This window comes from Sphingobium tyrosinilyticum, assembly GCF_042654265.1.
Taxonomy (GTDB): Bacteria; Pseudomonadota; Alphaproteobacteria; order Sphingomonadales; family Sphingomonadaceae; genus Sphingobium; species Sphingobium tyrosinilyticum.
The window spans coordinates 228,801-253,655 of record NZ_JBHSFZ010000064.1; the positions used below are offsets into that span (position 1 = coordinate 228,801).

Annotated in this window: 24 protein-coding genes, 1 tRNA gene and 1 pseudogene; 16 read left to right on the forward strand and 10 right to left on the reverse strand. The window is 62.7% G+C overall.

Features of this window, described 5'->3' with window-relative positions:
* Window positions 1-62 precede the first annotated feature (62 nt).
* The 4 genes from dapB to ACFO3E_RS18545 all read left to right on the forward strand — a co-directional run bounded on the left by dapB (window position 63) and on the right by ACFO3E_RS18545 (window position 2,137).
* Window positions 63-827, forward strand: coding sequence for a 4-hydroxy-tetrahydrodipicolinate reductase (dapB, locus tag ACFO3E_RS18530; protein ID WP_066528375.1), 765 nt, complete (start codon window positions 63-65; stop codon window positions 825-827).
* A gap of 7 nt (window positions 828-834) precedes the next feature.
* A complete protein-coding gene (gene nth, locus ACFO3E_RS18535) occupies window positions 835-1,494 on the forward strand; it encodes an endonuclease III (RefSeq protein ID WP_066523530.1) in 660 nt (219 codons plus the stop codon).
* Window positions 1,495-1,599: 105 nt separating this feature from the next.
* On the forward strand, window positions 1,600-1,986 hold the full coding sequence (locus ACFO3E_RS18540) for a hypothetical protein (protein ID WP_066523529.1): 387 nt from the start codon (window positions 1,600-1,602) through the stop codon (window positions 1,984-1,986).
* Between the two features lie 74 nt (window positions 1,987-2,060).
* A tRNA-Arg gene (locus ACFO3E_RS18545) sits at window positions 2,061-2,137 on the forward strand.
* A 24-nt stretch (window positions 2,138-2,161) separates the two neighbouring features.
* Here the strand turns inward: ACFO3E_RS18545 and ACFO3E_RS18550 are convergent.
* The 4 genes and pseudogenes from ACFO3E_RS18550 to ACFO3E_RS18565 all read right to left on the reverse strand — a co-directional run.
* Window positions 2,162-2,635 (reverse strand): annotated as a pseudogene (locus ACFO3E_RS18550) (methylated-DNA--[protein]-cysteine S-methyltransferase); the annotation flags it as partial.
* An 89-nt stretch (window positions 2,636-2,724) separates the two neighbouring features.
* Complete coding sequence (locus ACFO3E_RS18555) at window positions 2,725-5,622, reverse strand: M16 family metallopeptidase (RefSeq protein WP_066528257.1); 2,898 nt, start codon at window positions 5,620-5,622, stop codon at window positions 2,725-2,727.
* A 178-nt stretch (window positions 5,623-5,800) separates the two neighbouring features.
* Complete coding sequence (locus ACFO3E_RS18560) at window positions 5,801-7,177, reverse strand: DEAD/DEAH box helicase (protein ID WP_066528255.1); 1,377 nt, start codon at window positions 7,175-7,177, stop codon at window positions 5,801-5,803.
* A 275-nt stretch (window positions 7,178-7,452) separates the two neighbouring features.
* Window positions 7,453-7,923, reverse strand: a complete 471-nt coding sequence (locus tag ACFO3E_RS18565; RefSeq protein WP_066528253.1) for a pyridoxamine 5'-phosphate oxidase family protein — start codon at window positions 7,921-7,923, stop codon at window positions 7,453-7,455.
* A gap of 112 nt (window positions 7,924-8,035) precedes the next feature.
* Here ACFO3E_RS18565 and ACFO3E_RS18570 point away from each other — a divergent pair, with 112 nt between their 5' ends.
* From ACFO3E_RS18570 to ACFO3E_RS18615, 10 genes are all read left to right on the forward strand, one after another.
* On the forward strand, window positions 8,036-8,608 hold the full coding sequence (locus ACFO3E_RS18570) for a NifU family protein (protein WP_066528251.1): 573 nt from the start codon (window positions 8,036-8,038) through the stop codon (window positions 8,606-8,608).
* 90 nt (window positions 8,609-8,698) lie between these two features.
* Window positions 8,699-9,319 (forward strand): tRNA (adenosine(37)-N6)-threonylcarbamoyltransferase complex dimerization subunit type 1 TsaB, encoded by a 621-nt coding sequence (gene tsaB / locus ACFO3E_RS18575; protein WP_066528244.1) that lies wholly within the window; start codon window positions 8,699-8,701, stop codon window positions 9,317-9,319.
* On the forward strand, window positions 9,316-9,795 hold the full coding sequence (gene rimI, locus ACFO3E_RS18580; RefSeq protein WP_066528243.1) for a ribosomal protein S18-alanine N-acetyltransferase: 480 nt from the start codon (window positions 9,316-9,318) through the stop codon (window positions 9,793-9,795). The genes tsaB and rimI overlap by 4 nt, the downstream gene beginning before the upstream one ends.
* Window positions 9,796-9,907: 112 nt before the next feature.
* Window positions 9,908-10,330, forward strand: coding sequence for a Ros/MucR family transcriptional regulator (locus ACFO3E_RS18585; RefSeq protein WP_066528242.1), 423 nt, complete (start codon window positions 9,908-9,910; stop codon window positions 10,328-10,330).
* A gap of 120 nt (window positions 10,331-10,450) precedes the next feature.
* On the forward strand, window positions 10,451-10,873 hold the full coding sequence (locus ACFO3E_RS18590; RefSeq protein ID WP_066529439.1) for a Fur family transcriptional regulator: 423 nt from the start codon (window positions 10,451-10,453) through the stop codon (window positions 10,871-10,873).
* A gap of 4 nt (window positions 10,874-10,877) precedes the next feature.
* Window positions 10,878-11,636 (forward strand): lysophospholipid acyltransferase family protein, encoded by a 759-nt coding sequence (locus tag ACFO3E_RS18595; RefSeq protein ID WP_066528239.1) that lies wholly within the window; start codon window positions 10,878-10,880, stop codon window positions 11,634-11,636.
* A gap of 9 nt (window positions 11,637-11,645) precedes the next feature.
* Window positions 11,646-12,995, forward strand: coding sequence for a tRNA (N6-isopentenyl adenosine(37)-C2)-methylthiotransferase MiaB (miaB, locus tag ACFO3E_RS18600; RefSeq protein WP_380806939.1), 1,350 nt, complete (start codon window positions 11,646-11,648; stop codon window positions 12,993-12,995).
* A 122-nt stretch (window positions 12,996-13,117) separates the two neighbouring features.
* Entirely contained in the window at window positions 13,118-14,122 is a 1,005-nt protein-coding gene (locus ACFO3E_RS18605; protein ID WP_066528230.1) for a PhoH family protein, read from the forward strand.
* Window positions 14,123-14,136: 14 nt separating this feature from the next.
* The gene (gene ybeY, locus ACFO3E_RS18610; protein WP_066528228.1) at window positions 14,137-14,649 is read left to right on the forward strand and encodes an rRNA maturation RNase YbeY; all 513 of its coding nucleotides are present in this window, start codon (window positions 14,137-14,139) and stop codon (window positions 14,647-14,649) included.
* A gap of 8 nt (window positions 14,650-14,657) precedes the next feature.
* A complete protein-coding gene (locus ACFO3E_RS18615; RefSeq protein ID WP_066528225.1) occupies window positions 14,658-15,605 on the forward strand; it encodes a hemolysin family protein in 948 nt (315 codons plus the stop codon).
* A gap of 237 nt (window positions 15,606-15,842) precedes the next feature.
* Here the strand turns inward: ACFO3E_RS18615 and ACFO3E_RS18620 are convergent, their stop codons facing one another.
* Window positions 15,843-16,382, reverse strand: coding sequence for a hypothetical protein (locus ACFO3E_RS18620; protein ID WP_066528222.1), 540 nt, complete (start codon window positions 16,380-16,382; stop codon window positions 15,843-15,845).
* 169 nt (window positions 16,383-16,551) lie between these two features.
* Between ACFO3E_RS18620 and ACFO3E_RS18625 the strand changes: the two genes are divergently transcribed.
* On the forward strand, window positions 16,552-18,039 hold the full coding sequence (locus ACFO3E_RS18625) for a DUF2142 domain-containing protein (protein ID WP_066528221.1): 1,488 nt from the start codon (window positions 16,552-16,554) through the stop codon (window positions 18,037-18,039).
* On the opposite strand, the gene ACFO3E_RS18630 is transcribed toward ACFO3E_RS18625, so the two are convergent.
* From ACFO3E_RS18630 to ACFO3E_RS18645, 4 genes are read right to left on the reverse strand one after another with little or no spacing between them, the layout of a single operon-like run.
* Window positions 18,001-18,645: a phosphatase PAP2 family protein gene (locus ACFO3E_RS18630; RefSeq protein WP_066528213.1), complete on the reverse strand. Its 645-nt coding sequence runs from the start codon at window positions 18,643-18,645 to the stop codon at window positions 18,001-18,003. The two genes, ACFO3E_RS18625 and ACFO3E_RS18630, sit on opposite strands and share 39 nt — an antisense overlap.
* Complete coding sequence (gene lpdA, locus ACFO3E_RS18635; protein WP_066528211.1) at window positions 18,623-20,020, reverse strand: dihydrolipoyl dehydrogenase; 1,398 nt, start codon at window positions 20,018-20,020, stop codon at window positions 18,623-18,625. The genes ACFO3E_RS18630 and lpdA overlap by 23 nt, the downstream gene beginning before the upstream one ends.
* Before the next feature lie 2 nt (window positions 20,021-20,022).
* Window positions 20,023-20,439: an acyl-CoA thioesterase gene (locus ACFO3E_RS18640; protein WP_066528205.1), complete on the reverse strand. Its 417-nt coding sequence runs from the start codon at window positions 20,437-20,439 to the stop codon at window positions 20,023-20,025.
* Window positions 20,439-21,719 (reverse strand): pyruvate dehydrogenase complex dihydrolipoamide acetyltransferase, encoded by a 1,281-nt coding sequence (locus ACFO3E_RS18645; RefSeq protein ID WP_066528204.1) that lies wholly within the window; start codon window positions 21,717-21,719, stop codon window positions 20,439-20,441. The genes ACFO3E_RS18640 and ACFO3E_RS18645 overlap by 1 nt, the downstream gene beginning before the upstream one ends.
* A gap of 207 nt (window positions 21,720-21,926) precedes the next feature.
* On the opposite strand from ACFO3E_RS18645, the gene ACFO3E_RS18650 reads away from it, so the two are divergent.
* Complete coding sequence (locus ACFO3E_RS18650; protein ID WP_066528202.1) at window positions 21,927-22,382, forward strand: universal stress protein; 456 nt, start codon at window positions 21,927-21,929, stop codon at window positions 22,380-22,382.
* A 75-nt stretch (window positions 22,383-22,457) separates the two neighbouring features.
* On the opposite strand, the gene rnr is transcribed toward ACFO3E_RS18650, so the two are convergent.
* Entirely contained in the window at window positions 22,458-24,797 is a 2,340-nt protein-coding gene (gene rnr, locus ACFO3E_RS18655; protein WP_380806947.1) for a ribonuclease R, read from the reverse strand.
* Between the last annotated feature and the right edge of the window lie 58 nt (window positions 24,798-24,855).

Genomic DNA, 24,855 nt, shown 5'->3' on the forward strand with positions numbered 1-24,855 from the left:
TTCCAGATGACAAGGGCGGGACGTTCTGGCATCGGGCAAGCCGAGAATTGGGGATCAGCGAGATGACGAAGATTGGACTTTTCGGAGCAGCGGGCCGGATGGGGCGCGCGATCGCCCAGGTCGCGACCGAAGCAGGGCTGAAAATCAGCGGCGGAACGGATCGGGCGAGCAGCGGCGAGATTCTCCCCGGCCTTGCTATCACTTCCGACCCACTGGCGCTGGCTGAGCAAAGCGACGTGCTGATCGACTTTTCCGTGCCGGGCGCACTTTCGAACCATCTGGACGCCTGCATCGCAGCGAAGAAGCCCATCCTGATCGGCACGACGGGACTTGAGCCTGTTCATCACGGCTTGATCGACGAGGCCGCCCGGCTGATCCCGGTGCTGCAGACGGGCAATACGTCGCTCGGCGTCAACCTGCTGGCGGCGCTGGTCGAGCAAGCGGCCTCCCGGCTGGGCGACGATTGGGACATAGAGATCGTCGAGATGCACCATCGGCACAAGGTCGATGCTCCCTCCGGCACCGCACTGCTGCTTGGCGAGGCGGCGGCGCGCGGGCGGGCCATCAACTTGTCCGACCACAGCGAGCGCGGGCGGGATGGCATCACGGGCGCGCGGGCACAGGGCGCAATCGGCTTTGCAGCGCTACGCGGCGGATCGGTGGCAGGCGACCATCAGGTCATCTTTGCGGCCGATGGAGAACGGATCGAACTAGGCCATCGTGCCGAAAGCCGCATCATCTTCGCACGCGGGGCGGTGAAGGGCGCAAGCTGGCTTTTGGGTCAGGCCCCGGGACGCTACGACATGAAGGCCGTGCTCGGCCTTTGATCCGACCATGACAAGGGATCAGATTTTCGACTTCTTCAGCCGCTTGGCCGAGGCCAATCCAGCTCCGCGCACGGAGCTGGAATATGGCAATGATTATCAGCTGCTGGTCGCTGTCGTGCTTTCCGCCCAGGCGACGGACGTCGGCGTCAACAAGGCGACGCGTGCGCTGTTCCGGGACGTGGAAACCCCCGCGCAGATGGTGGAACTTGGTGAGGAGGGCTTGAAGGCGCATATCAAGACCATCGGCCTCTTCAATGCCAAGGCGAAGAATGTCATCGCCCTGTCGGAGATATTGGTGCGCGACTTTGCCGGCGAAGTTCCGCAAGATCGCGACATATTGACCACCCTGCCCGGCGTCGGCCGGAAGACCGCCAACGTCGTCATGAACACCGCGTTCGGTCATGAAACTTTCGCCGTGGATACCCATATCTTCCGCGTCGGCAACCGCACTGGTCTTGCCCCCGGCAAGACACCCCTGGCGGTGGAACAGAAGTTGGAGAAGCGCGTCCCAGGGCCATTCCGCCGCGACGCGCATCATTGGCTGATCCTCCACGGCCGCTATGTGTGCAAGGCACGGCGGCCGGAATGCTGGCGCTGCATTGTTGCCGACCTTTGCCGCTACAAGCCAAAAACGCCCGCTCCGAAGGAAGTCCGCGCCGCTGCCTGACGCCTACGCCATTATCGAGCGGTTCAGCCAAGCTGTGCTAAACGCAGGGACGGAACGCGCCATTTGGTGACGTGTTACTCGTGACGATAATGAGGAGAGACAAGCATGTTCGTCCCTGCTTCCCCGGCCGTTCGCCTGGGCGTGGCCGTGGCGCTTATGTCGCTGGTCGCGCCAGCCGCAGCGAAGACGCGGCCCGACAATCTGGTTGCTGCGGGAAAGCCGGTTGATTGCGTTCAGATCAACAACATCCGTCAAACCGATGTTCGCGACGATCGCACGATCGACTTCATCCTGAATGGCAACAAGGTTTATCGCAACATCTTGCCCAACAGCTGCCCCAGCCTGGGGTTCGAACGGCGCTTTATGTACAAGACCAGCCTGTCCCAGCTTTGCTCGGTGGACATCATCACGGTCCTCTACAGTTCGCCCGACCTGATGCGCGGTGCAAGCTGCGGGCTTGGCAAGTTCCAGCCGATGGTGAAGACCAAATAGATTGGAGCGTCGCGATTTTGGTGCTGGCGTCGGCAGTTGCGCTTTGCTAAGCGGCGCTTCGCACCAAGCGACACGCACCCATAGCTCAGCTGGATAGAGCGTTGCCCTCCGAAGGCAAAGGCCAGAGGTTCGAATCCTCTTGGGTGCGCCACTCCCTCCCCTGCCGCAGCACCGCCCGTTCATGGTCGAGCAGATGACGCTTGACCTCGAGGCCCCCGGCAAATCCAGTTAGTGCGCCGGTTGATCCTACAACGCGGTGACAGGGCGCAATGATGGAAAGCGGGTTGCGTCCATTGGCAGCGCCCACCGCACGTGATGCCGAAGGACGGCCGATATTCCGCGCGATCTCGCCATAGCTGCGCGTCTCGCCGAAGGGGATGCGGAGCAGTGCAGCCCAGACGCTCTGCTGAAATTCCGTACCGTGAAAATCGAGGGGAAGATCGAAGCTGGTCAGACGGCCGGAGAAATATTCCCGCAATTGTCTGGCGGCTTCCTGGAGCAGAGGATGGGTTGGCGCTTCTTTCCCTCGGGACAAGCGGACGCGGGTGGGATCGTCATTCTCCCACAGCAGCGCAGCCAGTCCATGTTCGCTCGCGACCATGGTGAGGTCGCCAACGGGCGAAGCGAATATACCGAACGCGAAGGTCATGACCGATCCTTTCCTCCTGACATGCTCCGACGATAGGGCAAAGTCACGGCGGCGGCTTCCCGTCTCTTACGTTCAAAGGAGTGGCTGCTTCAGCGAGCCTCCACCCCCTCAGGCAGGACAACGGCGGACCAGCTTTTGCCCGCCGCGAGATATTTGGCCGCGAGCGCCTGAAGCTGGGCGGGCGTCACGGTCAACATATCCTGGGCCATCGTCTGCATCGCCTGAACATAGCGAGGGTCGTGCGTCGCGCCCTCCATCTGGTTCATCCAGAACGCATTGCCCGTGCTCGCGCGCATGAGCAGCTGGCGCATGGGAGCGACGGCGCGCTGCAATTCGTCGTCCGTGACCGGATTCTTGGCGAGGTCGGCGGCGGTGTCCTTCACTACACCGTAGAAATATTTGACGCGGTCAGGCCGCACCTGGCTGGTGACCAGGATGTAGCCGCCACTCTCATAGGAGAATGGCCAGTTATTCTGCACGCTGGGCGAATAGGCGGCGCCTTCTGTCGATCGCAGCTTGTCGAACAGCCGGTCGTTGAAGATCTGGGTGAGGATTTCCAGCTGACGGGCTTCCTTGGTGAGCGCGAAGCCGCCTGCCGTAGGCCAGGCCATGACAGCCGCCGCCTGCTCCTTGTCGCCCTTGTGCCGCAGGATGACGGGATTAGCGACCGGGGCCGGAAAGCGCATCTGCTTATTGATGGCCGGAACCGGGATATCCTGACGCGGCGGCATCGCACCAAAAGTCGCGGCGACTGCGGCGATTGCGTCGTCCGCTTTCACCTGTCCGAAGATCTGCACTTCAATGGGGCCTGAGGAGAGCAGCGGCTCCCACGTGGCGCGGAATGCCTGCGGCGTCAGCGCCTCGATCTCGGGCCGCGAAGGCGTGCGGAAACGGACATCCTTGTCATGCAGCAGCCAGTTAAGGTCGCGGGCCAGCATCGAATCCGGCGCTCGCGCCATTGCATCATAAGCGACAGCCGCACCTGTCTTCACGCGGGCGATCGGCGCAGGGTCCCAACCCGGCGCGGCGAGCTTGGTAGCGAACAGCTGGAGCTGATCCTTGTAGTCGGCCGGGCGCGTCACCGCTTGCAGCTCAAAGGCGTCGTCGTCGATCGAAAAGTCCATGCCCATGCGGCGGCCATTGGTAAGGTCGTCCAACTCACGCTGACCCAGCTTACCAATGCCGCTTGCCACCAGCGCATAGTTGGCCGCCCATCCAGGCGCGGCCTTAGTAGGCGAAAATGCCTGCTGGCCATGACCGAAGCGCACGTTGATGCGAACCTTTTCCGTTTCCGCATCGTTGGCGAAGAGGGTCAGCTTTACCCCATTGGCGAAGACGATGCTTTCCATGCCGGGCAGTCCGACAGGGGTGCGCGAAACGACTTGGCCTGCCGGTCCGATCTTGGGCAGATCCGCCATCGTGATGGCCTTGTCCGCCAGCCGGGCATTGGTGGCGGCCTTCACCGGCGCGGCGACGGCGGCGGCCAGCTTGGCTTCCATGCCGGGCACTGTCTTTCCGGTGATGAGCAGCGCGCGGAACACGCCTGCGGAAAACAGGCGGCGGGTCGAATCGAGTATCTTCTGCGGCGTCATCGCCGGTTTGCCTGTGCGGAAAATATCGAGTGCGGCTTGCGGGCTGACGGTCGTCTCGCGAATATCGACGGCGCTCACGAGATCGCTCGCCTGTTTGGCGCCCGCTTCGGTGTCGGCATTTTCCACCTGGATCGCCAGCGCCGTGTCCAGCTGGGCATATTCACGATCGATTTCGAGTTGGCTGGGCGCACTGGCCTTGGCGTCTTCTATGATCGCGCGCACATCACCCAGCGCCTTTTCCCAACTTTCCCCAGTGGGCACGATGGTGACAAAGGTGCCGTCGGCCGAACGGCTGACGTCCTGCTGATCGACGCTCGCCTGGATGAAGCTGCCCCCACTGCGCGCTGCCTGCTCCAGTCGGCGGCTGATGATCTGCAGCGCCAGCATGTCGGTCAGCTTGTCCTGATTATAGACGATCGTGTCGGCGTGCGGCTTCCATGGACGAAGCCACGCCATGGTGAGACCGGTCGGTGAGCCCGGCTCGACCGTGACGCGGGTCGCAGGCGTTTTTGGATCGGGCTCGCCAAAGTCGGGCAAGGAGGCCCCCTTCCCCGGCACCGACCAGTTTGCGAAATTGTCCTTGATGATCTGCTCGGCGACGGCCGGATCGATGTCCCCAGCGATGGACAGGACAGCATTTTCAGGCCGATACCAGCGCTGATGGAACGCCTCCATCCGGGCGGCCGTGACAGCGTTGAGTGTGGCGACAGTGCCGATCGGACTGCGATCGGCCAGCGGTTGCCCCGCGAAAAAGTGGCGGCGGCTCGCATCGGAAATGCGCATCTGCGGGCCGTCGCCCTCGCGCCGCTCGGCCAGCACGACCGCACGCTCGGCAGCGACGGCGTTGTCCACGATATTGGGGTCGGCCATCATGCCGGCCAGTATCTTTAGGCTTTCTCCCAAGCTCGTCTGCGTCGCTTGCGGCAAGTCGAGCGCATAGGTCGTGCCGGTAGGCGTGGTCTGGGCGTTGCTATCGCTGCCGAAGGTCACGCCCAGCCGCTGCCAGATCCGCTTCGATTCTCCATCGGGCACATGGCGCGACCCCCGGAAGGTCAGGTGCTCCATGAAATGTGCGTAGCCCAGCTCGTCGGGCTGCTCCATCAGCGAGCCGACGTCCATGCGCAGACGTATCGAAACTTGGCCCGGCGGCACTCCGTTGCGCCGGACCGCGTAGCGCAGGCCATTGGGCAGAATGCCAAACCGCCACGCCGGATCGATCGGCACATCGCTATTTTCGTACAGCCATGGGCGAACTTGCGCGAGCGTGTCGCTGGTGGCGACGGGTGATTTGGCGGTGACAGGCTCCGTCCGCGCGGACAGCGGGACGGGCGATCCCGAAAGCAGCAGCGCGAGGACGGACAGCGAAACGGCGGAGCGCCGAGGAGAAAAGCTCATGCGCGACAGCCTAGAGCCAAAATTCTGAATGGCTACTGACAAAGAGCCGGGTCGCTACTTAGCGACGCCTGATGGCTGCGCCCGACGCCCGCTCGCGTCGAGCGCGGTCGAGACGCCGCCATTTCGCGGCTTCTCGACTTCGCTCGACGCGAGCGCAGCTATTAAGACAGAACGGTCTTTAGCGTGCGCCAGTCTTCTGCACGGCGGCCTTGTGAGCACCAACGCCTCCACGACGCCGGCGGAAGTTCTTCTTCGCGGGCTTGGCTTCGCCATCGGGCCGGTGAGCGCGTTCAGCGGTCCCGCGCTGTTGCCGCTGATCGTCCTGATAGCGGCGCTGGCCGTCGGCCCGCTTCGCCTTCTGCTCCGGCGTCTGCTCGCGGCCCTTGCGGGGCGGCGCCGCCTTGGGAAGATTGCGGACGGCCTCTACGAAATTCTCAGGCAGCGGCACGATGTCGAGCTTGATGCGCGTGGTCCGTTCGATCGCCTTCAGATAGGGCTTCTCATCGTCAGCCACGAAGCTGATCGCGACGCCTTCCGCCCCTGCGCGTGCGGTGCGGCCGATGCGGTGAACATATTGTTCGGGGACATTGGGCAGTTCAAAGTTGATGACATGGCTGACGCCCGACACGTCGATGCCGCGCGCGGCGATGTCAGTCGCCACCAGCAGCTTTACATGACCGTGGCGGAAAGCCTGAAGCGCCGTGGTGCGCTGCGCCTGGCTCTTGTTGCCGTGGATCGCGGCGGCCTGAATACCCGCGCCTTCCAGGAAGCGGACGACACGGTCCGCGCCATGCTTGGTGCGAGTGAAGATGAGGGCGCGGTCGATCGCCTCATTCTTGACGGTGAGCGTCAGCAGCGCCTGCTTTTCGGCCTGGTTGACGAAGGTCGCCTGCTGGCGGACACGCTCGGCAGTGGTGGACTGAGGCGCGACGCTGACCTTCACCGGATTGTGCAGGAATTGCGCGGCCAAAGACTCGATCTCGCCCGGCATGGTAGCGGAGAAGAAGAGGTTCTGCCGCTCCTTCGGGAGCAGCTTGGCGATGCGCTTCAGCGGATGGATGAAGCCCATGTCCATCATCTGGTCGGCCTCGTCGAGAACGAAGATTTCCGTGTCCTTGATGGTGAAGGCGCGCTGATCGATCAGGTCGAGGAGACGGCCCGGAGTTGCAACCACAATATCGACGCCGCGGCCGAGGGCGCGGATCTGGCGGTTGATGGGCACGCCGCCGAAGACGACTTCGACCGAGAGCTTGAGGAAGCGGCCATAGTCACGGAAGCTCTGAGCAATCTGGGCGGCCAGTTCGCGGGTTGGTGACAGGACGAGCATCCGGCAACCCTGAAGCGGGGTCGGCTTGGGATTACGGGCGAAATGGTCAAGGCTGGGCAGCGCGAAGGCGGCTGTCTTGCCAGTGCCGGTCTGCGCGATGCCGCACAGGTCCTTGCCCTGAAGCAGGACGGGAATCGCCTGCGTCTGGATCGGGGTGGGGGTGGCGTATTTCTTGGCGGCGAGCGCCTTTAGAATGGGCTCGGCGAGACCAAGGTCTGTGAAATGCATGAATTAACTCTCGAATTGAAAAGGCTCAGGCGCCAACGAGTTGCAAATCGCAACCGGGTGCAAGGCGGGTTACGAAACGACCCGCGTGAAAAGGGAAGCCTCAAAGCTTGGCGCAGACTTTCATTGGCCGGCCCCGTTACCCCATGAAAGGGCCGGAACGATCACGCTGCCAATCGCTGATGGGCCATGAAGGCCGCCCGCTGCGTTGCGGGCCATATGCGTTCATTCATGCAAAAAAGCAAGGGGCTCCGCCTTTTAGGGAGCCCCATGCAACATCAGAGCGACACTTCCACGTGCTTGCCGCGCATTTCGTCACGCACATCGCCGCCAAACATCTGCTTGAACACGCCGCCAAGCGACATGTCCGCGCGCCAGATTTCGGCATGGCCGAGATCGAACCGCAGCATCAGGAGGTTGGGGTCCTGCCGCCCGCCGGGATACCAGGCAGCGACTTCATGGGTCCAGTAGCGGTCGATCACGGCAGGATCGGTTTCCGGGACCAGCGTACCGTCGATGCAGGCGAAGAGATAATGGCCTTTGCCGGCAAACTGCGCCATTGCCGCGCCACCCGGTGCCAGCCGGTTGTCCTTCGTCGTATAGAACCAGAAGCAATGATTGGCGCCCGGGTCCAGTTGAGCCGTCATCGGCAAGCTATGTTCATGAGAACCCTGCAATCCGATCATCACGAAAGGGCTCTGCGACAATTCGGTCCAGAAACGGTGGCGGATATCGGCCTCGTTGCTCATCCTCATTCTCCTGCTCGTGCAAACATGGACTCAATTGTCGGCAACAGGTGAAGTTCCGATCATCCTATCACGAAAGCTTGATCTTAAGCAGGCTTCTCTCCACATAGCAGCCATGCTGATCGAGACAGAATCCACGCCAAATCCGGCAACCGTCAAGTTCATCCCGGGCCGCGTCGTGATGGGCATGGGCACGCGCGATTTCGCGACGCCCGAAGAGGCGGAAGCCTCTCCCCTCGCCGCTGCGCTATTCGGGCTGGGAGACGTGACCGGCGTTTTCTTCGGCGGAGATTTTATTTCGGTCACCATCGCGCCCGGCGCGCAGTGGAGCGACGTCAAGCCGGAGATCCTGTCCATCCTGCTGGACCACTTTTCCGCCAACATGCCACTCTTCACGCCGGGTTCGGCGGGAGAGATCGTCGTCCCGGCTGAGGAAGAATTTGCCGACGACCCGGCCGATGCGGAAATCGTCGCGCAAATTCGCGAATTGATCGATACGCGCGTCCGGCCCGCCGTCGCCAATGATGGGGGCGACATCATCTATCGCGGCTTCGAACGCGGCACGGTGTATCTGCGCATGCAGGGTGCTTGCTCTGGATGTCCTTCCTCCACCGCCACGCTGAAAAACGGCATCGAACAGCTGCTGAAACATTATGTCCCCGAAGTGACGGAAGTCCGCGCCGTCTGAGATGATCGCGGCGGCATTTGGCAAATCGGACCGGATCGACTAACCGCATCAACGGACCATTCATCCAGGCCGGTTCTACGGGGGATTTTCTTGCGCATTCTCGTCATCGACACCGCGACGCAAGCGCTGTCCGTGGCGCTGCTCGACGATGGCGTACCCGCGGGGCTTTTTCATGAGATTGTCGGGCGGGGCCATGCCGAAGCCCTGATGCCTGCCATCGCCGCGCTGCCCGAAGGCGGGCGCGCCGACGCGATCGCGGTAGATCTGGGGCCGGGCAGCTTTACTGGCGTGCGGATCGGCATTGCGGCGGCGCGGGCACTTGCGCTTGCCTGGTCGCTACCCTTAAAGGGTTATGGCGCGCTCTCGCTGATCGCCGCGAAGGCGGCGAAGCAGCATAGCGGCGGCCCGATCGCGGCCACCATTACCGGAGGGCATGGCGAACTGTTCTGGCAATGTTTCGAGCCCGACGGCCTGACCCCTATTACGCAGCCCGCATCCACGCCCATTCCGACATTGGCGGCGATGCTGGATGAGCCGGTTCTCTACGGCACCGGCGCAGAGGCGCTGGTGACCGCGCGAGGGCATGGCGCTGCCGTCACGCTTTATCCCAATTCGGCGGATTATCCGTTGATCGCGGGGCTGCCCCCGCTGCCCCCCTCGCCCATTTACTGCCGGGACGCCGACGCGCAGCCCATGCCGAGCCGGCCATGATTCCGGGAATGATCCTGGACACCTATGAGGAGGGCGAGCGCAACGCGCTGGCCGACGCCATGGAGGTCATGACCCAGGCGTTCGACCCGGCCTATGGCGAGGCGTGGACATTGCCCCAACTGGCCGGGGTCATGATGATGCCGGGAACCTGGCTGACGATCGCGCGCGTGGATGCCGCCGCGCTCGGCTTTGCGCTGGTGCGATCGGTGCTGGACGAGTGCGAATTGTTGCTGCTGGCGGTCCATCCCTCGTGGCGCGGACGCGGGATCGGCAAGGAACTGTTGATCGACAGTCTCAAGACGGCGCGACGCCGCGGCATAAGGTCGATGAATCTCGAAGTGCGTTCGTCAAATACAGCGATCAAGTTGTATGAAAAAACTGGCTTTGAATATGTACATCGCCGTCCCGGTTACTACCGGGGAAGCGACGGACAACTTCACGATGCCCTCAGCTTCCGTATAGAAATGCTCGGATAGTCTGGATCGCCCTTGCTAATCGCCAAATGAGGGTATAACGCTGATGTACCGCTCGTGAAACGAAATCGCCTGGGCGGGTCGCATTAAATTTAGCCTTCGCAGGATAACAGAAATGGAAATCGAATCGGCGCAGAGCGAGCTGCTCATTACTTTGACTTCGGATATTGTTGCAGCGCATGTATCGAATAACAGCGTTGCCGTGTCCGACGTGGCGACACTTATCCAGAATGTACACGCCGCTCTTTCAGGGCTGGCGACCCCCGCTGCTGTTCCGGAAGTAAAGCCGGAACCCGCAGTGTCGGTCCGTTCTTCAATCAAGCCCGACTATATTATCTGCCTGGAAGACGGCAAGAAACTGAAGATGCTGAAGCGGCATCTGATGACCCATTATCAGATGACGCCGGAAGATTACCGCGCCAAGTGGGGCCTGCCGGCCGATTATCCGATGGTCGCGCCCAATTATGCAGAACAGCGCCGCTCGCTGGCCAAGAAGATCGGCCTCGGCACAAAGCGCCGCCGCACCCGCGCAAAATAAGCACGGTCTGCGGACAATCTGTCATAGGAAGGGGCGCATTTGCCGTGCGCCCCTTTAATGATGATGGAAATGCCGCTAATTTCGGCGGAATATCTGACAAATTGGAATGAGCGAGCCCGCATGAACCGCAAGATCGACGTAGAAGCCCTTTGCCATGAAAAGGGTCTGCGCATCACTGAGCAGCGCCGGGTAATCGCTCAGGTGCTGAGTGACGCGTCCGACCATCCGGATGTCGAGGAACTGCACAAGCGCTCTTCGGCCATCGACCCCGGCATTTCGATCGCCACCGTCTATCGCACGGTGCGGCTGTTCGAAGAGGCAGGCATATTGGAGCGGCATGATTTCGGCGACGGGCGCGCGCGCTACGAAGCGGCCCCTGAAGCGCATCATGACCATCTGATCGATGTCGAGACCGGCAATGTGATCGAGTTCGTCGATCCGGAGCTGGAGCAATTGCAAAAGCAGATCGCCGAGAAACTGGGCTTCCGCCTGGTCGATCACCGCATGGAATTGTACGGCGTATCGCTCGACCGCAAGAACTGAACGCTTGCGGCGGATACGCTATTATTCACGCATAGGCGCATTGGCGGGCAGTCTGCTGCTTTGCCTTATTCCGCATTTGCTCTGGCGGGCGGTGGGACGGCGATCCCATTGGCCGCGCCGCTTTCTAGGATTGGCGGCGCGAGCGGTCGGGGCGCGCGTGCGGATCGAAGGTCATCCCTTCCATGGCGACAGTTTCATCATCGCCAATCATGTAAGCTGGATCGACATATTGGCACTTGGCGGTGCGACCGGGGCTGCCTTCGTCGCGCATGACGGCATTGCGGGTTGGCCGCTGATCGGCTGGCTGGCGGCGCAGAACAACACGCTGTTTGTCGCGCGTAACCGGCGCGGCGCGCTTACCGACCAGATAGAGGCGCTTCGCGCGGCACTGGCGGGGCATCAGCCGGTCGCTCTGTTTCCGGAGGGGACGACCAGCGATGGGCTGAGCCTGTTGCCGTTCAAGCCATCACTGCTCGCGGTGCTGCTGCCCCCGCCGCGCGAGGTGATGATACAGGCGGTGCATATCGACTATGGCGCAGCGACGGCCGATATCGCCTGGCACAGCAATGAGCCTGCGGACCATAATGTGAGGCGGCTGCTGGAACGGCCCGGCAGGCTGGACGTGACGTTGCGTTTTCTGGAGCCTTTCGACCCGTCGCTTTACCCAGATCGCAAGCAGCTGGCGGGGGTTACCAGGGAGAAGATTGCGGCGAGCATCGCCATGCACCTGCCGCCTTTCGCTCCGGCCACTGCGCCTGTATAGCTGGAAGGCATGAATCGTAACGACGCCCAAAAAACTCCAGCGACATTCCACGTCAAATCCTTCGGCTGCCAGATGAACGTCTATGATGGCGAGCGCATGGCCGAGATGCTGGGCGAACGAGGCATGACCGCTGCGACCGATGGGGCGGACGCGGATCTGGTCATCCTGAACACCTGCCACATTCGCGAAAAGGCGGTGGACAAGGTCTATTCAGACATCGGCCGTCTGAATCGCGAGGATGGCACACGGCCGATGATCGCGGTCGCGGGCTGCGTGGCGCAAGCCGAGGGCGGCGAGATAAGCCGCCGGGCGCGGAATGTCGATATCGTGGTGGGGCCGCAAGCCTATCACCGGCTGCCCGATTTGATCGAGAAGGCCGGGCGTGGCGAAGAAGCGGTTGATACCGACATGCCGCTGGCGTCCAAATTCGGCGCGCTGCCCGCCCGGACGAAGCAGGCGCGGCCCACCGCCTTCCTGACCATCATGGAAGGCTGCGACAAATTCTGCACCTATTGCGTCGTTCCATATACGCGCGGGGCGGAGATCAGCCGCAGTTGGGGCGCGATCCTGGATGAAGCCAAGGCGCTGGTCGATGGCAGCGTGCGGGAAATCACGCTGCTGGGGCAGAATGTGAACGCCTGGACCGGAGAGGATGATAAGGGCCGCGTCCAAGGTATGGACGGGCTGGCTCGCGAGCTGGCGAAGATGAGCGGGCTTAAGCGCATCCGCTACACCACGAGCCATCCCAATGACATGAGCGACGGGCTGATCGCCGCGCATGGCGAAGAACCCAAGCTGATGCCGTTCCTGCACCTGCCGGTTCAGTCGGGCAATGACCGTATCCTGAAAGCCATGAATCGCAGCCATAGCGTGGGCAGCTATCTGCGGATCATCGAACGTGTGCGGGAAGCACGGCCGGACATCGCCTTGTCTGGCGACTTCATCGTGGGCTTTCCGGGCGAAACCGACGCTGAGTTCGAAGATACTCTGAAGATCGTCGAGCAAGTGCGCTATGCGCAATGCTATTCGTTCAAATATAGCCCGCGTCCCGGCACGCCCGCCGCGGATATGGACGGCCAGATCCCGGCGCAGGTCATGGATGAGCGGCTTGCGCGGCTGCAGGCGCTGATCAACCGGCATCAGGTGGAGTTCAACGCCGCCACGGTGGGCCGCCGCACGGACATTCTGCTGGAGCGCAAGGGCCGTCATCCGGGGCAGTTGATCGGAAAAACGCCCTGGCTCCAGTCCGTCCATGTCACCGCGCCGGAACTTTCCATCGGCGACATGGTCGAAGTCGATATCATCAGCGCCGGCCCGAATAGCCTGGCCGGCGAACCTAGCAGGAGGGAAGCCGCTTGAACCCATTCCAAGTCGTTCCCGTCGCTACGGGAGCCCATCTCCGGACCTGTCCGCCAGGATCGATCGGCAGGAGATGGATATCCGCCCTTGCGGATATGACTGACGGAAAGGGAGGCTGCTGAATGTCCAAAAAACCGAGCCAGAGCCAGCGCAGCGACACCACGGAACGCGCGCGATTGGAAGTGACCTTTGACCGCCCTCACCTGCTGGGTGCATTGTTCGGGCAATATGACCAGAATCTGGTGGCGATCGAAAATCGCCTGGGCGTCTATATCGCGGCACGCGGCAACAAGCTGCAGATCGAGGGCGAAGCCGAAGCTGCGGCGCGGGCGCGGGATGTGATGACCGGGCTCTACAACAGGATCGCGGCGGGGCAGGAAATCGACAGCGGCGCTGTGGAGGCCGTGATCGCCATGTCGGCCGAACCGACGCTGGACGGCATCATCCGCCATGACGTCGCCGAACCGCCCAAGGTGATGATCCGCACGCGCAAGAAGACGATCGTGCCACGCTCCGCCACGCAGGTCACCTATATGGAGGCGCTGTCGCGGAACGACATCATCTTCGCGCTGGGGCCGGCGGGCACGGGGAAGACTTATCTGGCCGTCGCGCAGGCGGTGAGCCAGCTCATCACCGGCAGCGTCGATCGGCTGATCCTGTCCCGCCCCGCAGTCGAGGCGGGCGAGCGGCTGGGCTTTTTGCCCGGCGATATGAAGGAGAAGGTCGATCCCTATCTGCGGCCGATCTATGACGCGCTCTACGACACATTGCCCGCCGAACAGGTGGAGCGGCGGATCGCGAGCGGGGAAATCGAGATCGCGCCGCTGGCCTTCATGCGCGGGCGAACGCTGGCCAACGCCTTCATCGTGCTGGACGAGGCGCAGAATACGACCGTGGCGCAGATGAAGATGTTCCTGACCCGCTTCGGCGAAGGGAGCCGCATGGTGATCTGCGGCGACCCGCGGCAGGTGGACTTGCCGCAACCGGGGGTTTCGGGACTGGCCGACGCGGTGGCGCGGCTGGAAGGGGTGGACGGCATCTCGGTCGTGCCCTTCAATATCGCGGACGTCGTCCGTCACCCTGTCGTGGGACGGATCGTTCAGGCTTATGAGGGGCCGGATGCGTAACGGAGCCTGTATAAATGATTGAAGTTGCGGTTCTTCACGAGGAAGGCTGGCCGGGCGAGGATTGGGAGATGCTTGCCCAGCGAGCCGTGGCCGCAGCGATCATTCATAGCCCTTACGCCGCTTTCGCAACGGACGAGGCGCTCTATGAAGTCGCGGTCAAGCTGACGAATGATGAAGAGGTCCATGGCCTCAACCGCGCCTATCGGGCCAAGGACAGGCCGACGAACGTCCTGTCCTTCCCCATGGTGCAATCGGACCTGCTGGAAGCGACCGCCAACACCGACGATGGCGAGGTTCTGCTGGGCGATATCGTGCTGGCAGAGGGCGTCTGCGCCAGCGAGGCGGCGGAAAAGGGCATCTCCATCGCGGATCACGCCACGCATCTGATCGTCCATGGGACTTTTCATTTGCTGGGATATGATCATATGGAAGACGCCGAGGCAGAGGCGATGGAAGCGTTGGAGACCCAGTCGCTACACAGCCTTGGCATTACCGATCCCTATGGGGATCGCCAGACAGGACAATAGGAAGAGCAATGGCTGAAGGCAGTCCGAAGGACGGCAACGGTTCAAAGGAATCGGACAGTAGTAGTCACGAGGGCGGTTTATGGAGCGGCCTGAAGTCGCTGCTCTTCGGTGAAGACGAAAGCCCCAGCCTCCGGCGCGAGCTGGAGGAGGCGCTGGACGAATATGATGAGGAAGAGCAGGATGAGGGCACGCCCTCCCCTGCCAATGGCGACCTGTCGGCGATCGAGCGCCAGATGGTGCGCAACCTGCTGCATTTTTCCGAGCATACGGTCGATGACGTCGCGGTGCCGCGCGCCGATATCATAGCGATCGAGGAAAAGGCGAGCTTTACGGAACTGGCGGCATTGTTCGCGGAAGCCGGACACAGCCGCATTCCGGTGTATCGCGAAACGCTGGATACCATCGTCGGCATGGTTCACATCCGCGACGCCTTCGCCATCCTGGCGGGCAAGGCGCCGGTTCCGGAAACGCTGGAGCCGCTGATCAGACAGCCGCTCTATGTGCCCGAGAGCATGGGCGCGCTGGACCTGCTGGCCGAAATGCGCGCCAAGCGCACCCACCTTGCCATCGTGCTGGACGAATATTCCGGGACCGAAGGATTGCTGACCTTCGAGGATCTGGTCGAGGAAATCGTGGGCGATGTCGAGGATGAGCATGACGACGCTCCCGAAGCACTGCTTGTGCCCTTGGAAGGCGGGATGTGGGAAGCCGATGCGCGTGCCGAACTGGACGATGTCGCCAAGGAAATCGATGAGCGGCTGGCCGAAATCGAGGAAGATGTCGATACGCTGGGCGGGCTGGCCTTCGTCATCGCAGGCCGTGTGCCCGAGGCTGGCGAGATACTTGACCATGAGCAGAGCGGCTGGAAACTGGAAGTGGTGAGCAGCGATGGGCGCAGGGTGACACGGCTACGGCTTCATCCTCCGGCGCGACGGAAGACGGACGAGGAGGAGTGACGACTGGGCGGGCGCGGGTGGCCTGATGAGTTGATCCGGGGCGTTGAGGGTGTTCCCGCTTTCGACTGAGGACGGTCGCCAGTCCTTCGTCACCCCGGACTTGATCTGGGGTCCCGCTTAACATTGCCAATCAGAAGAAGCGGGATGCCGGCTCAAGGCCGGCATGACGGTAGAGTTGTCGGCTAACGACCACTACGAGACGTTTGGCGGTCGAGATTTCGCCGCTCATAGCGGACGTTATTCCTCTAACTCGCAGAACAAATATGTTTTGAGCATGGGGGCGGCCTTCTTCGTCCATCTGTAACTGCTCGGGGCAGATTGCTGTGATAATTCCTCTAGATAGCCCAGCGCGGAAATGTGCCGCAGAAGTGTATTTGCCTCATTGTCTCTCTCGTCGTTTCCAGTCCGCAAGTGCGATTCTCCATGCGGAGATAGGCTCAAGTAATTAAACCGATACGCTAGTTGCATCACCAGAAAACCTAAGATTTCTTCGAAATCCAAACCTTTTGCGAAGTCGGCATCGGCCACATCATCGAGTTTATCGAATGAAAATTCAAGCCGATGAGCATGATTATGCCCCTCGCTCATCAATCTTCTGCTTCGAAGAAAATCGAACACTGCTTCATCATGCGACATGGGCGAGACATAGTTCAATGCCCCGTTATGCCAGAAAACGGGATTGGTCTTGGCGTTATCAAGATCGACACCCCAAACGAGAGCGACGCGCAGCAGTCCCCGATAAATGGCTCTTTGATGTTGTTGCTGTTGATCCGACATCACAGGTGCAAAAATCCCGTTTACGCATGACTGTTATTGACGTTTTGTATCCGATTGCAGCCAGTCGGCAACCCACCCAAAACCGACGTTGACACTGCGTTACCAATTGGCGGCTATCAGCTAGCCTCTCCCCCTTCGGGAGGTGGAATGATGGGATGAAACAGGGGCCATGCGGCAGGACAAAATATCGATAAGGCGTGGCGCGGCGTTTCCCCTGCCCTTTGCCATTCCGGCAAGCGCCATGCAGGCATGGCTGCTGGCATTTATTTGCGTCGTGACTTTGGCGTTTGCAGTTCTCACTCCGCCTTTTCAGGCGCCGGACGAAAATCAGCATTATATGAAGGCGCTGCTTTTGTCGGACTGGCGTGTGTTGGTGGAGCAGCGGGGCGATTTGATTGGTGCTGAGTTGCCGCGATCGGCTGTTGACCTGCATGGGGTGAGCTTTCCGACCGATGTGCCACCTGAATTACGCCGGTTCGACCACGCGATGTTGGCGAAGGCGTGGGTGGCCGACGCAGGACGGCCGGGAACGAGCTTTGCCGACTTTCCTAATGTCGCCAATTATGCGCCGAGCTTATATGCGCCGGGCGCTGCCGGGCTGCTGCTGGGCGATATGCTTGGCCTCCCCCGCTTGGGGAGCTTCTACATCGGGAGGCTGATCAATGCGCTCGCGGGTCTGGTGCTGCTGGGTGTGGCGCTGAGCCTTATGCCATTCGGCCGCAATGGCTTGCTGGCGACGGCGCTGCTGCCGACATTTTGTTATCAGACGGGGTCGCTTTCCCCGGATGCTGTCATCAACGGGATTGGATTTGTTGGACTGGCGCTTTCGCTGCGCATGGCCGCAATGGGGAGCAATCCCGCGCGATCTGCCGGACTGCTGATTGCCGGACCGCTACTGGCGCTGGCCAAGGGGGTTTATCTGCCGCTGATGGCTGCGGGGCTGCAATGGCCGCAGCATCGGCGGGACGCAAGGCCGTGGCTGCTGCTTGGCGCGATGGCGTTAGGCGCAGTGGCCTTCGTCGCGTGGATGAAGATGTCGGGCGGGAGCCAGGCGCTCTATCACATCATGTCGCGCAAGACCGGCGAGACCGTCATGACCGCGCCGCTGGGCGCGCAGCTTGCGGTCATAATGGCCGATCCGATTGCGTTCGGCCAAACGCTTGTTTCCAGCGTCATCGAGCGTGCGCCGGTCTATGTGCTGCAAATCGTCGGGCGGTTCGGATGGAACGCGATCCTGCTGCCGCTTGCTGCCTATCCGTTAGCGGGCGGGATGCTGGCCGCAGCGGTGCTGAGCGGGTCGGGAGTGCGGATCGGCATGGGCCGTCGGCTGTGGTGGCTGGCGGTAGCGGCTGGCACTGCGCTGCTGATCGAAACGGCCATGTATCTGACGGGCACGCCGCTGGGGGCCGATTTTATCCAGGGTACGCAAGGGCGCTATTTCCTTCCGCTGCTGCCGCTCGCCTTGCTGGCGATCATGCCGGGAGCTGGCTTGAGGATGGCGCGACCGATCTTCGTAGGTGCGGCGCTGCTGTTGCTGCTGGTGGCAGTCGCCAGCGCCTATGACAGTTTCTGGGTTCACGGCTTCGTCACGACCGACGGGATGCCGCCGCATCAGCGGTTAAGCGGTGCGCTGCTGCTCCCCTCGCCGCGCTGGTAGCCAGTGGCGGCAGAGGAATAGCCAGCCTAGCCCTTCGACCCAGCCTGCCATGACGTCGCTCGGCCAATGAACTCCGAGCCAAACGCGGCTGATGCCGATCAGGGCTATGATCAGCCCGGCGGCGGCATAAAAGCTCCGGCGTCCGGCCAGCATGGCAAGAGCGCCGAACAGCATCATGTTGCCCGCCGCATGGCCGCTGGGGAAGCTGTAGCTATGGACGATGTCGAGATGGGGCAGCAGATCGGGACGCGGCGCGGCGAAGATCTGCTTGAGGCCAAGATTGAGAAGGGTCCCGGCCGCCATGGTCAGCGCCAGCCAAGCGGCGTCCGGCCGCTTGCCCTTCCACAGCAAAATGGCGAGAGCCGCGGCGAGGATGGCAAAGCGGCCGCCGGTGTCGCCAAGGATCGACGCGGCTACCATCAGTGATGTGATGGCGGGGCTGCTGTCGCGCGCTTGCCCCGCCGCGCTCATCGCGCCGATGTTCAGGCCATCGAAGAACCCCGACCGCTGCAGCAGGGCGATGGCCAGCACGCAAAGGAGCGCGAAGGCGAAAGCCCCCGCGCCGCTTAGCCAGGATCGGCGATCAGATATGAAGCGCGCGCCCATAGGCGGCGAGCACGCTTTCGTGCATCGATTCCGAAATGGTCGGATGCGGGAAGACCGTGTGCATCAATTCCGCCTCGGTCGTTTCCAGCGTCTTGCCGACGGTGAAGCCCTGGATCATTTCGGTGACTTCGGCGCCGACCATGTGCGCGCCCAGCAGTTCGCCGGTCTTAGCGTCGAACACGGTCTTGGTGAAGCCTTCCGCCTCGCCCAGCGCGATCGCTTTGCCGTTGCCGATGAAGGGGAACATGCCGACCTTCACCTCATAGCCTGCTTCCTTCGCCTTGGCTTCGGTGAGGCCGACGCTGGCGATCTGCGGGTGGCAATAGGTGCAGCCCGGAATGTTGCGCGGGTCCATGGCATGCGGATGCTTGCCCGCGATCGCTTCGGCCGCGATCACGCCTTCATGGCTGGCCTTGTGCGCCAGCCATGGCGGCGCGGTGATGTCGCCGATCGCCCATAGCCCATCGACATTGGTGCGGCACATTTCGTCGGTCTTGAGGAACCCACGGTCGTCCATCGCGACGCCCAGTTCCTTGAGGCCGATATTTTCCGTGTTGGGAACGATGCCGATGGCGACGATGACATGGCTATAGTCGCCATTGACGATCTTGCCGTCCTTGCCCTTGATCGCGGCCTTTACGCCATTCGCGCCGATTTCCAACTTTTCCAGGCCCGCGCCGGTCATGATGGTCATGCCCTGCTTCTTCAGCGCCTTTTCGAGGAAGGCGGAAACGTCGGCATCCTCGACCGGAACGACGCGGTCGAGCATTTCGACGACCGTGACGTCCGCGCCCATGTCATTGTAGAAGCTGGCAAATTCTATGCCGATGGCGCCCGACCCGATCACCAGCAGCTTGGTCGGCATTTCGGGCGGGGTCATAGCGTGACGGTAGGTCCAGACGCGCTTGCCGTCCGCCTTAGCGAAGGGCAGGTCGCGGGCGCGCGCGCCGGTGGCGACGATGATGTTCTTCGCCGTCAGCTCCTCGGTCTTTCCGTCCTTGGTGACGCTGAGCTTGCCCTTGCCGGTCAGCTTGCCCTCGCCCATGTGGACGGTGATCTTGTTCTTCTTCATCAGGTGCGTGACGCCCTGATTGAGCTGCTTTGCAACGCCCCGCGAGCGCTTCACCACCGCGTCGATATCAGCGCTGATCTTTTCAGCGGCCAGGCCATAATCCTTGGCATGCTGCATATAATGATAGATTTCGGCCGAACGCAGCAGCGCTTTGGTGGGGATGCAGCCCCAGTTGAGGCAGATGCCGCCGAGATTTTCGCGTTCGACGATGGCGGTCTTGAGCCCCAGCTGCGCGGCGCGGATCGCGGCCACATAGCCGCCGGGCCCAGAACCCAGAACGATGACATCGTAATTGTCAGCCATGATCAGTCTTTCTTGTCTGATTCCGCCGGGAGGGGCGGCACGGAACGGGGCTGGCGATCTTCACCGATCGCCACGAAGGTGAAGGTGGCCTGAGTCACGCGGTAGGAGCGGTCGTCATGGCGGGTCCGCCGCCAAGCTTCGACCGCGATCTTCATCGACGTACGGCCGACCGACTTGAGCGTCGCGAACACCGACACTTCATCGCCGACGACGACCGGGCGCAGGAAGGTCATGCCTTCGACCGCAATGGTCACGGCGCGGCCATGGCTGTGCCGCGCCGCCACGGAACCAGCGGCGGAGTCCATCAGGCTCATCAGCCAGCCGCCGAAAATATCCCCATAGGGATTGGTATCAGCGGGCATCGCGATGACGCGGACCGCCGGGCTTGCCTCCGGCGGCTGTTCGTCGATGAAAGCCATCAGGCGAGCATGCCGAGCGGGTTTTCGACCAATTCGCGGAAGACCTGCATCAGGCGCGCGCCGTCCGCGCCGTCAATGGCACGATGGTCGAAGCTGCCGGTGGCGGACATGACGGTCGCGATCTGGAGCGAGTCATCCACGACGAAGGGCCGCTTTTCGCCCGCGCCGATGGCCATGATCATGGCCTGGGGCGGATTGATGACGGCTTCGAACTGCTTGATGCCGAACATGCCCATGTTGGAAAGGGACGCGGTGCCCCCCTGATATTCCTCAGGCTTAAGCTTGCCGTCCTTGGCGCGGGCGGCGAGGTCCTTCATCTCGGTGGAGATGGCGGCGACGCCCTTGCTGTCCGCACCGGCGACGATCGGGGTGATGAGGCCCCCGGGGATCGAGACGGCGACGGCGATATCGGCGCGCTTGAATTGCAGCATCTGATCGCCCGCGAACTGCACATTGCATGCGGGCACCTGGATGAGGGCAACGCCGAGCGCCTTGATCAGCAGGTCGTTGACCGACAGCTTGACGTTGCGGCTGGCGAGGCCGGCGTTGAGTTCTCCGCGCAGTTTCAGCAGCTTGTCGAGCTGCACATCGACGGTGAGGTAGATGTGCGGCACCTGCTGCTTGGATTCGGTGAGGCGGCGCGCGATCGTCTTGCGCATCCCGCTGAGCTTGATGACTTCATGCGGGATGCCGAAGTCCTGTGCGGCGTGGACCGCGGCCGGCGCGGGTGCGGCAGCGGGAGCCTGGGTTGCAGCGGCGGCGGGCGCGGCGGCTGTGGGAGCGGCGCCCTCCAGGTCTGCCTTGACGACGCGGCCGTTGGGGCCGGAACCGGTGACGCTGGCGAGGTCGACGCCCTTGGCCTGCGCGAGGCGGCGCGCGAGCGGGCTGGCCTTCACGCGATCGTCGGATTTTGCGGCCGGCGCATCGGCTTTGGGGGCCGGCGCTTCAGCCTTCGCGGGGACGGGGTCCGCCTTGGGCGTTGCGGCAGGCTTCGGTGCGGGCGCTCCGCCACCTGCGGCCGCCTCGGCAAGGTCCTCGCCCTCTTCGGCGATGATGGCGATGACCGTGCCGACCTTGACGCCTTCAGAGCCTTCGGCGACCAGGATCTTCGCGATCTTGCCCTCATCCACGGCCTCGAACTCCATCGTCGCCTTGTCGGTTTCGATCTCCGCGAGCAGGTCGCCAGAGGAGACCGTGTCACCTTCCTTCACCAGCCATTTCGCCAGCGTCCCTTCTTCCATCGTGGGGGACAAAGCAGGCATCTGAATGTTCTTGCTCATGCGTGAAGGCCTCTCTTCTTTTCCCGAGCGGGCGGGCAGCGTTGACAGCCGTTTTCACCCTTTGGACCGGAGGGTCAAGGCCGCGGCTTGCGCCCGGGTCGATAATCAGCCACATTTCACCAGACTGGTTCACAATTCACCAAATCGGTTCAAGGATGCAGGGCAAGAGCCGGTTCGCCCGCCAATGCGACAAGGGATGCGACAGCCATGCGCACTTATCTGGTTGTAGTGGACGAATCGCCCGAGGCGGAAACGGCGCTCCGTTTCGCGGCGCGGCGTGCCGCCAAGACGTCGGGGTCGATCCGCATCCTTGCCCTCGTTCCGCCTGCGGAGTTCGTCCAGTGGGGCGGTGTCCAGGCGACCATGGAGGATGAAGCCCGGCAACGCGCGGAGGCGCTGGTGACCAACGCCGCGGGCACGCTGACAGAAGAGTCAGGCATTCGACCCAGCATCACGGTGCGGCAGGGGGACCCGGTCGCCCTCGTTCGCGAGACGCTAGACGAAATGCCCGATGTGGCTGCGCTGGTGCTGGGCGCGGCTGCCAGCGGCCATCCGGGCGCGCTGGTTTCGCACTTTGCGGGGGCCGATGCGGGCAAGCTTCCCTGCCCTATCATGGTCATTCCGGGCGGGCTCAGTGTCGAGGCTATTGATCGGCTAAGTTAGCGGTGAAGACAAAGAAGCGCCCTTCGACAAGCTCAGGGCGAAGGGAGGTGGGGCGCGAGAGGTACAGCCCCCCCCCTATCGCCCGTGTCGCCCCCGCTTTGAGCCAATGTGGCGGATGTTGGCGGGACGGCCGCGTTTGGCGCCGGGGCGCATCCGATCCTTTTTGAAGCTCGGCCGTTGCGGGGGCGCATCGGGGAGTTCGAAGCGCAAGCTGCCGTTGATCGGGTCGGCTTCGGCCAGACGCAGTTGGAGGTGCTGACCGACCGTGTAGCGGTCGCCGCTCTGCACCCCTTCGAGCGCGCGGCCCGCCTCATCGAAGAAGAAGCGTTCATCGCCCATGGTGGAGACAGGAACGAGGCCGTCGCCGCCGAGCCCTTCCACCGTGGCAAAAAACCCGAAATTCTGGACGCCGGTGATCCGCGCATTGACCAACTCGCCCACATGCGCGGCGAGATAGGCAGCGACATAGCGATCGATCGTCTCCCGCTCCGCTTCCATGGCGCGACGTTCATGCTGGCTGATCATTTCGCCGACGCGGCCCATATTCTCATAGTCATCGCCGCTGAGCGATGTGCGGTCGGGCAGGACGCCGCCCTTGGGCGCGGGCAGTTCAAGGCCATAGGCGCCGACAAGCGCGCGGTGAACGAGAAGGTCGGCATAGCGGCGGATGGGCGAGGTGAAGTGGGCGTAGGAGCCAAGCGCCAGGCCGAAATGCCCCATATTTTGCGGCGCGTAATAAGCCTGTGTCTGGCTGCGCAGGATCTGCTCCATGATCTGCGGCTTTTCCTCCGCCTCGCCGATGCGATCGATCAGGCGGTTGAAAGTTGAGGGTTTGATCACCTGCCCCAGCGCAAATTCGATGTCGAAGGTCGCGAGATAGTCCTTGAGAGCGACCAGCTTTTCGCGGCTTGGCGGCTCGTGGACGCGATACATGACGGGCGCCTTCTTCGCCTCCAGCGCCTTGGCGGCGGCGACGTTCGCGGCGATCATATAATCCTCGATCAGCATGTGCGCGTCCAGGCGCTCGCGGACAGCGACGCTGACGATCTTGCCATTGTCGTCCAGGACGACGCGGCGTTCGGGCAGGTCGAGCGCCAGAGGGTCACGCTTGTCGCGGGCTTTGCGGAGAAGTTTCCAGCAGGCCCAAAGGGGTTTCAGGGCGGATTCGAGAAGGTCGGCTGCGGGGCTTTCCCCCACCCCAACTCCTCCCCTGAAGGAGAGGGGCTTTTCTCCGTCGATAGCAGCTTGGGCGTCTTCATAGGCGAGGACGGCGGCGACGCGGATGATTGCTCGGGTGAAGCGCCAGGATGTGACCTTGCCTGAGGCATCGACCACGAGATGGCAGGCCATGGCCGCGCGGTCCTGCCCTGCGCGCAGGGAGCACATATCGGACGAAAGCTGGTGCGGCAGCATCGGGACGACGAGGTCTGGGAAATAGACGCTGTTGCCGCGCTTGCGGGCTTCCTTGTCGAGCGCACTGCCGGGGCGGACATAATAGCTGACGTCGGCGATGGCGACGATGGCGCGATAGCCGCCGGGATTGGCGGGGTCCTCGTCCGGCGCGGCCCATACAGCATCGTCATGATCCCGCGCATCGACGGGGTCGATCGCCACGATGGGCAGGTGGCGCAGATCCTCGCGCTTGTCCTCATGCAGGGCGATTTTCGCGGCTGCCAACGCCTCATCCTCCACCTTTTCGGGGAAGACGTGCGGTATGCCGTGCTTGTGTATCGCGATCAGGCTGAAGCTGCGCGGGGCGAAGGGATCACCCAATATGTCGGTGATGCGGGCGCTGATCCGAGGAGGCCGGCCCACAGGCTCAGCCAGCACGAGGTCGCCAGGATTGGCGTTGCCCGCGTCGCTGATCGGTGTGTCCTTGCGAATGCGCTTATCGACGGGCCGCAGCCAGAGCTTGCCCCCCTCGCCCGCTTCCACCACGCCGAGCAGTTCTTCGCTCGCCTTGGCGAGCTTCTTCATCGGGTGCGCTACCCAGCCGCGCCCCGCCTCTTCCGTCCTGGCGAGGATGCGATCGCCGATCGTCAGCGCGCCCCTTTTGCCGCGTTCGACTACGCGCAGGCGTGGCGCGGGCTGGCCTTCAGCCTCCCACCGCTCGGGCGTGGCGATCAGGGTCGTGTCATCGACATCCACGATCCGCAGCACGGTGACCTTCGGCACGCCGCCCATCTTGTGGAACGCACGGGCCGGGCCGAGATCGATCAGCCCCTCATCCGCCATGTCCTTCAGCAGCGCCTTCAGCGCGATCTTTTCCTGCCCCTTGAGGCCGAACGCCCTGGCGATCTCCCGCTTGCCTGCGGGCTGATCGGAGGAGGTGATGAAGTCCATCACCTGATCGCGGGTGGGAAAGCCGGCGGGCCGGACCTTATCGGATTTTTTCTGCTTTTGGGTCGATACCATGGGTTAGCTATAGGCACCGCTCCGCCGCCACACCAGATGCGAAGGCGCAAGATTTGGC